The organism is Sphingobium lactosutens DS20 (assembly GCF_000445105.1).
Lineage (GTDB): Bacteria > Pseudomonadota > Alphaproteobacteria > Sphingomonadales > Sphingomonadaceae > Sphingobium > Sphingobium lactosutens.
This window is the reverse complement of the sequence record NZ_ATDP01000042.1, coordinates 1-6,092: the sequence shown is the minus strand read 5'-3', so window position 1 is coordinate 6,092 and position 6,092 is coordinate 1. Positions and strand designations below refer to the sequence as shown.

Here is a 6,092-nt window from a genome sequence, read left to right as displayed (position 1 = left end):
CGTTCAGCCTGTTCAACGCCGATCAGGTCGATGGCTACGCGCCCGAACCGGCGCCGGACCTGCCTGAGAGCGAACGCCTCGCCGCCGCCGAAGCCTTCATCGCCGCGCTCGGCATCGATACTGTCTACGGCTCGGCCAGCGCCTATTATCATATCGCCGAAGACCGCATTCACATGCCGGATTTCAGCGCCTTCCACGATGCCCACGGCTTCTACGCCACCCACATTCACGAAGCGGCTCATGCCAGTGGCGCAGCCCATCGGCTTGACCGGGATTTCAGCGCCAAGTGGACCAGGCACGCGCTCGCCATGGAGGAAGCGACCGCCGAACTGACCGCATCGTTCCTGCTCGCCGATCTTGGGATCGCGCACGAACCGCGACCCGATCATGCGGCCTACATCGCCTCCTGGCTGCAACTGCTCAAGGACGAGCCTCGGGCGATCTTCACCGCGGCGAGCAAGGCGCAGGCGGCAGCCGACTGGATGCACGCCCGACAGCCGTAATGCTCACGCGACCCGCACTTCGGCGCCAAGTGTGTCGAGCAGCGGACAGCCCGGATCCCGACCGGCATCGCAGGCGCGCACCGAGTCGGCCAGAACCCGTTCCATCCGCTTGAGGTCCGCGATCCGCGCGCGTACGTCCTTCAGGTGCGACGCCGCGAGCTCGCGCACCTCGGCGCAGGAGGCCTGACCGCCAACCGCGAGTCCGAGCAAGGCGCGTACCTCGTCCAGGGTAAAGCCCAGCTCCCTCGCGCGGCGCACGAAGCCCAGGCGAGCCACGTCCTCCCGGCCATAGCTGCGGTAGCGGCCCCGCCGCGGCGGAGCGGGCAGCAGCCCGATCCGCTCGTAATAGCGGATCGTCTCGATGTTGCATCCGGTGCGGCGTGAGAGTTCGCCGATCTGGATCGCGCCGGTTGCGGCCATCCCCAAAATACCTCTTGAGTCTGTAGTCGCTACAGATGTTAGGACAGCTCAATGCCCGCCACAAGGAGTCGCCCGTGACCCAGACGCCAAGCCCGCCTAAGGGGATCGGCACCGCCACGCTCACGCTGGCGGGGATCGCTGCGGCGTTCGGCGTCGCCGCCTGCTGTGCGCTGCCGATCCTCTTCGCATCCGCCGGGATCGGCGCAGCTTGGCTCGGCGGCGTGGCCATTGTCGCCGCGCCGTATCGCACGCCGCTTCTCCTCATTGGCGCATTGTGCCTGCTTGCCGGCGCGGCGCTGCTGTTGCGCCAGCAAGTTACGGCGGCGCGCTGTGGGCCGGGCGGCATATGCACGCCGCGCTGGATGCGTGTTCTCACGCTCATCGGATTGCTGCTCGGTGCGGCCCTGCTCTGGGCAGGCTATCGCTATGTCTGATGCCACCCCCGAGCTGCGCTCGACGCTGACCTGTCCCCACTGCGGTCATCGGGCGACGGAGACCATGCCGACCAATGCCTGCCAGTATTTCTACGACTGCCGGGGTTGCGGCGCGGTCCTCAAGCCCAAGCCGGGCGATTGCTGCGTCTATTGCTCCTACGGCGACGTGCCCTGTCCGCCGATCCAGGAGAGCGGCGGCAAGGCGTGCTGCGGCTGAGGAGGGCGGGCGATGGCGCGCGCATCATCCGCTGAAGCCGCCTTTGGATCGACGGTTACATTTCCCGGCGGTGCCGTTGTCCCGGACTGGAGCGCAGTCACAACACCCAGCGCCCGCGCAGCCCTGACGGCACTGTTCGCGGCGTTCATCGGTTCGAAGTGGCGCGGGATGGACGGCGTCGAGGAGCGGGTCCGGCGCGCCGTGCTTCAAGCCTATGCTGCCGATGGTCGCTCGCCGGTGCCGGCACAGATCGCCGCCGCATCGGGACTCCCCTCCGGCGAGGTCGGCTCGGCCCTGCAGCGGCTCGCCGGGCGCGATCTCGTGGTCCTCGACGGCGCGGGCCGGGTGACCGGCGCCTATCCGTTCACCGACGGCCCCAGCGAACATCAAGTCGAAGTCAGCGGAGTGACCATGAGCGCCATGTGCGCCATCGACGCGTTGGGGATCGGCGCCATGCTGGAGCGGGACTGCATGATCCGCTCGGCCTGCCGCCAGTGCCGGCGCACGCTCGCCATCCATACCCCCAGCCGCGGCCGCGAGCTGGAAGAGGTTGAGCCGGGCGCGATCGTCGTCTGGTCCGGCCGTCGCTATGCCAGTGGCTGCGCGGCATCGTCGCTCTGCACCTTGCAGGCCTTCTTCTGCGATGACGATCATCTGGCGGCCTGGTGCGCGAGCGGTCCGGTCGGAGCCGATGACGGCATTCGTCTGTGCCTGGCCGAAGCGCTCGAGGTTGGGCGCGCGATTTTTGCGCCGATGCGGATGGAGATGCGACCATGGCTTCCTACGACCTGATCGTCATCGGCAGTGGCACGGCAGCGCAGGTCGCGGTCGGCCGGGTCCGTGCCGCTGGATGGTCCGTCGCCGTCATCGATCACCGTCCGTTCGGCGGCACCTGTGCGCTGCGTGGCTGCGATCCCAAGAGGATGCTGGTCAGCGGCGAGGAAGCGATCGACGCGGCAAGGCGCATGGCCAGACATGGCGTCGACGGCACGCTGGCGATCGACTGGCCCGACCTGATGGCGTTCAAGCGGACCTTCACCGATCCGATCCCCGCCAAGCAGGCGCACCGCTACGCCGAGCTCGGTGTCGACGCATTACACGGTGTTGCTCGCTTTGCCGGCCCAGACACGATCGTGGTGGAAGGCCGGACATTGCGGGCCCGCCATATCCTGATCGCCAGCGGCGCGCGTCCAGTCCCGCTCGGCATTCCGGGCGAAGATCTGGTGAGCACAAGCGATGCGTTCCTGGAGCTTCAGGCCCTGCCGCGCCGGATCGTGCTGATCGGCGGCGGCTATGTCGCTGCGGAGTTCTCGCATCTGGCGGCCCGAGCGGGCGCAGAGGTCACCATCCTACAGCGGGCCGAGCGGCTCCTGCCGCACTTCGATCCCGACCTGGTGGGCTGGCTGACGCCCCGGTTCGAGGCGCTCGGCATCCGCGTCGAGACCGGTGCCACCGTTACCCGGGTCGAGCGCAGCGGGAGCGGTCTGCTGGTCCACGCCGAGCGCCAGGGCGAGCCTGATCTCAGCGTCGCCGCCGATCTCGTCGTTCATGCCGCCGGGCGCGGTCCTGACCTCAAGGCGCTCGACCTGTCCGCCGGCGAGGTGGCGGTGCAGGACGGGCGCCTGCAGCTCGACGCGCATCTGCGGAGCATTTCCAACCCGCGGGTCTATGCCGCCGGCGACGCTGCCGGAGTCGGGCCGCGGCTGACGCCGGTGTCCAGCCACGATGCCAAGGTAGTTGCCGCCAACCTCCTGGATGGCCCGACGCACCAGCCGGACTATCGCGGCGTGCCGAGCGTGGCCTTCACTCTGCCGCCGATCGCCGCCGTCGGACTGTCAGAGGAGGCGGCGCGCCGCGGCGGCGTCGCGCTCCGGGTCAACGCAGCCTCGACGCCAGACTGGTTCACCGCCCGCCGCCTCGCCGAGCCGGTCTACGGCCATAAGCTGCTGATCGACGAGGACACGGACCTCATCCTCGGCGCGCATCTCGTGGGGCCGAACGCCGACGAGGTAATCAACGTTTTCGGTCTGGCAATCCGCCACGGCCTCACCGCGGCCGATCTTCGCTCCACCATGTTCGCCTATCCGACCGGCGCCTCCGACGTCGGCTACATGCTGACTTAACGCACGAGCGCCACTGCCATGGCGGCCGATCCCTCGCGCGATCGGCCGCTTCGCGATGCATGTCGATGCGGGCTGTCGCCCGCCATTAAGCGGACGCCGCTTGCGCGGCGGCTCCGATTTTTTGGCCTCTCCCTCGATGCGGGAGTGGTCGGCGCTCCCTGCTAGGCCCGCCGCGGCGCGCTGCAAGCCTCGGCTTCGCCGGGCTGCTCCATTTCATTTCGCCCCTGCGGGTGCAGCCCGCCGCTTCAGCAGGCCTCTCCGGTCGCTCTCGCCGCCCACCCCCGCCTCGGGGGAGGCCATGGGGCTTTTGGGCAGTGCTGGAGGCAACCGATGGTTTTCACCTTCCAACCGCCATTTTGGGCTGGACTGTCAGGATATGTCGCCGAGATCGGGGCGGGGCTCTGCTGTGCTGACCTTGGTCTGCCCAACGTCCTCCATGACAGTCATGCGAGCTATGTGGCGCATTGGCTCGGTATCCTCCGCGGCGACAAGACCGCGATCATCCACGCTGCCGCCAAGGCTGAACAGGCTTTCGCGTATCTCAAAAGCTTCGGCGCGGCGAGCAAGGCGCAGCCGGCAGCCGACCGGATGCACGTCCATCGGGGCCACCCCCACGCCGAGGTTCAGTATTTCAGGCCGGTATCACAAAGCACCGTTGCCACGACGGCATCAGCCGTCAACCGCCCCGATGCCAGCAGCTTTGCCGCGGCGCAGACGTTCGCAGCGGCAGAATAGCCGACGTACAGGCCCTCGCGATGGGCCAGAGTACGCCGCCACTCTTCAGCTTCATCATCGCTGATGCCGACACTCATATCCATCAGCGACGGATCCCAGTGCGGCGGAACCGTGCCATAACCGATGCCCTGGAGTTTATGCCGGGCGTCGAGCACCGGTTCTCCGGCCAGCGGCCGCGCGTTCAGCGGTTCGACAGCGGCGCAGACCGTACCGGGATTGGCGCGCTTCAACGCCTTTGCAACGCCCACGAAGGTGCAGCCCGTGCCGACCGCTGCAACCCATCCGTCGACCGGGCCACCGAACTGCGCCAGGATCTCCGGGCCTGTCGTGGTCTCGTGCGCTGCGATCCCCTCTGCAGCGTTGAACTGATCGACGTAGAAACCGTCACGCGCCCGGGCGATCGCGCAAGCCGCCTGTGCGGCAGCATTGACATCGGAACCCGTCACCTGGCCCGGGCTTCCATCCACCTGGGCGATGAGCACCACTTCGGCGCCGAGTCCTTCGAGCATCTTCGCTCGCGCCGGACTGTTGCCTGCCGACATCGTGACGACGAGGGGATGGCCGAGCGCGGCGCATGCCACCGCCAGTCCGGCGCCCATGTTTCCGCTCGTCATTTCCACGACCGGCATTCCCGGCTTCAGCCGGCCATCCTCTCTTGCGGCAAGCAGGATCGCCTTGGCGGCACGGTCCTTCACACTTCCCCCGGGCAGCAGGAACTCGGCCTTGGCGATGATGCGACCAGGACCCGTGTAGATGCGATCCAGTGCGATCAAAGGCGTGCCGCCGATTATCTCAATGGCCGACGCGGCGAGCATGACTTCTCCGACAATGACGGGTGCGGAAGGTCACATCCGCACGACATGAAAATACTGCGACTTTGATACGCGGGCGTTCGCCTGCTGACCAGCGCTCGCGGCCCGACGATCCTCAAACCGGAAACGGCCAGCGGCCGGTTTCCTTCCTCAAGAAAGGACTCATCATGGGATGGCTCTTCATGCCCTTTACGTCGATGGGCGGCCACAAGACCGCCAAATCCTATCTCGACGCGCAGCTTACCTACGAAAACACGCTCGAGGACGGCACGAAACGCGGCCTCAGGGTGCTCGCGTCCTCCTGTCCGGGAAATCGGACCTATTACGCCGCAGCCCAGGAAATCGTGGACGGCATTGCCGGCAACGTTTTCGCGGTAGTGTGCCTGGTGCGCTGGAATCCACGCTCGCGCGATGGCCACCAGTTCGGGTACAAGGATAGTGCGCCGTTGCGGCGCTGAAATGGAGTATCAGTGATGATGAGGTAAGTTGAGAATGCCTCTGCTCGCCGGACTAACCTCGGGCCTCACAAGGTCTGAAATCCCGAAAGGGACGGGGAACAATAGCATGTTCGGAAAAGGCCAGATGCGTCTTAGTCGCAAATGGAGGCGATGACGGTCAGGGCAAGGTGCGTATGGTGAAGGCTACACTGCTTAAATCCCAGTCTGCAGCAATCTATATAGCGATACTGGCGAAAGCGACTGTCACGCCAGGTCCGGATGATGACAGCGGTCTCATGTCTTGGCCGCCTGTTTCTCAGCCCATCCGGTGCGCCTCTCGTCGAGGGGTTTAGTGGACGAACGGGACACCTAACCGCGCCGCATCTCCATTCAGCGTAACTACGGGATGCC

Annotated in this window: 8 protein-coding genes and 1 pseudogene; 7 read left to right on the top strand and 2 right to left on the bottom strand. The window is 66.6% G+C overall.

Going from position 1 to position 6,092, the window contains the following annotated elements:
• The coding region (locus RLDS_RS30515) for a zincin-like metallopeptidase domain-containing protein (protein ID WP_021224335.1) at nucleotides 1-503 on the top strand (503 nt) is incomplete at its 5' end.
• Between the two features lie 3 nt (nucleotides 504-506).
• Here RLDS_RS30515 and RLDS_RS30510 read toward each other — a convergent pair.
• Nucleotides 507-923, bottom strand: coding sequence for a MerR family transcriptional regulator (locus tag RLDS_RS30510; protein WP_016744720.1), 417 nt, complete (start codon nucleotides 921-923; stop codon nucleotides 507-509).
• Between the two features lie 74 nt (nucleotides 924-997).
• On the opposite strand from RLDS_RS30510, the gene RLDS_RS30505 reads away from it, so the two are divergent.
• From RLDS_RS30505 to RLDS_RS57355, 5 genes are all read left to right on the top strand, one after another.
• A complete protein-coding gene (locus RLDS_RS30505) occupies nucleotides 998-1,357 on the top strand; it encodes a hypothetical protein (protein ID WP_021224336.1) in 360 nt (119 codons plus the stop codon).
• Nucleotides 1,350-1,574 (top strand): GDCCVxC domain-containing (seleno)protein, encoded by a 225-nt coding sequence (locus tag RLDS_RS30500; protein ID WP_021224337.1) that lies wholly within the window; start codon nucleotides 1,350-1,352, stop codon nucleotides 1,572-1,574. The genes RLDS_RS30505 and RLDS_RS30500 overlap by 8 nt, the downstream gene beginning before the upstream one ends.
• Nucleotides 1,575-1,586: 12 nt before the next feature.
• Entirely contained in the window at nucleotides 1,587-2,366 is a 780-nt protein-coding gene (gene merB, locus RLDS_RS30495; protein ID WP_021224338.1) for an organomercurial lyase, read from the top strand.
• On the top strand, nucleotides 2,348-3,697 hold the full coding sequence (locus RLDS_RS30490) for a dihydrolipoyl dehydrogenase family protein (RefSeq protein WP_016744716.1): 1,350 nt from the start codon (nucleotides 2,348-2,350) through the stop codon (nucleotides 3,695-3,697). The genes merB and RLDS_RS30490 overlap by 19 nt, the downstream gene beginning before the upstream one ends.
• Nucleotides 3,698-4,027: 330 nt before the next feature.
• On the top strand, nucleotides 4,028-4,432 hold the full coding sequence (locus RLDS_RS57355; protein ID WP_408021062.1) for a zincin-like metallopeptidase domain-containing protein: 405 nt from the start codon (nucleotides 4,028-4,030) through the stop codon (nucleotides 4,430-4,432).
• On the opposite strand, the gene RLDS_RS30480 is transcribed toward RLDS_RS57355, so the two are convergent.
• Nucleotides 4,321-5,247 (bottom strand): PLP-dependent cysteine synthase family protein, encoded by a 927-nt coding sequence (locus RLDS_RS30480; RefSeq protein WP_020819407.1) that lies wholly within the window; start codon nucleotides 5,245-5,247, stop codon nucleotides 4,321-4,323. The two genes, RLDS_RS57355 and RLDS_RS30480, sit on opposite strands and share 112 nt — an antisense overlap.
• Before the next feature lie 164 nt (nucleotides 5,248-5,411).
• Between RLDS_RS30480 and RLDS_RS30475 the strand changes: the two are divergent.
• Nucleotides 5,412-5,681: pseudogene (locus RLDS_RS30475) on the top strand (DUF6927 domain-containing protein); the annotation flags it as partial.
• Between the last annotated feature and the right edge of the window lie 411 nt (nucleotides 5,682-6,092).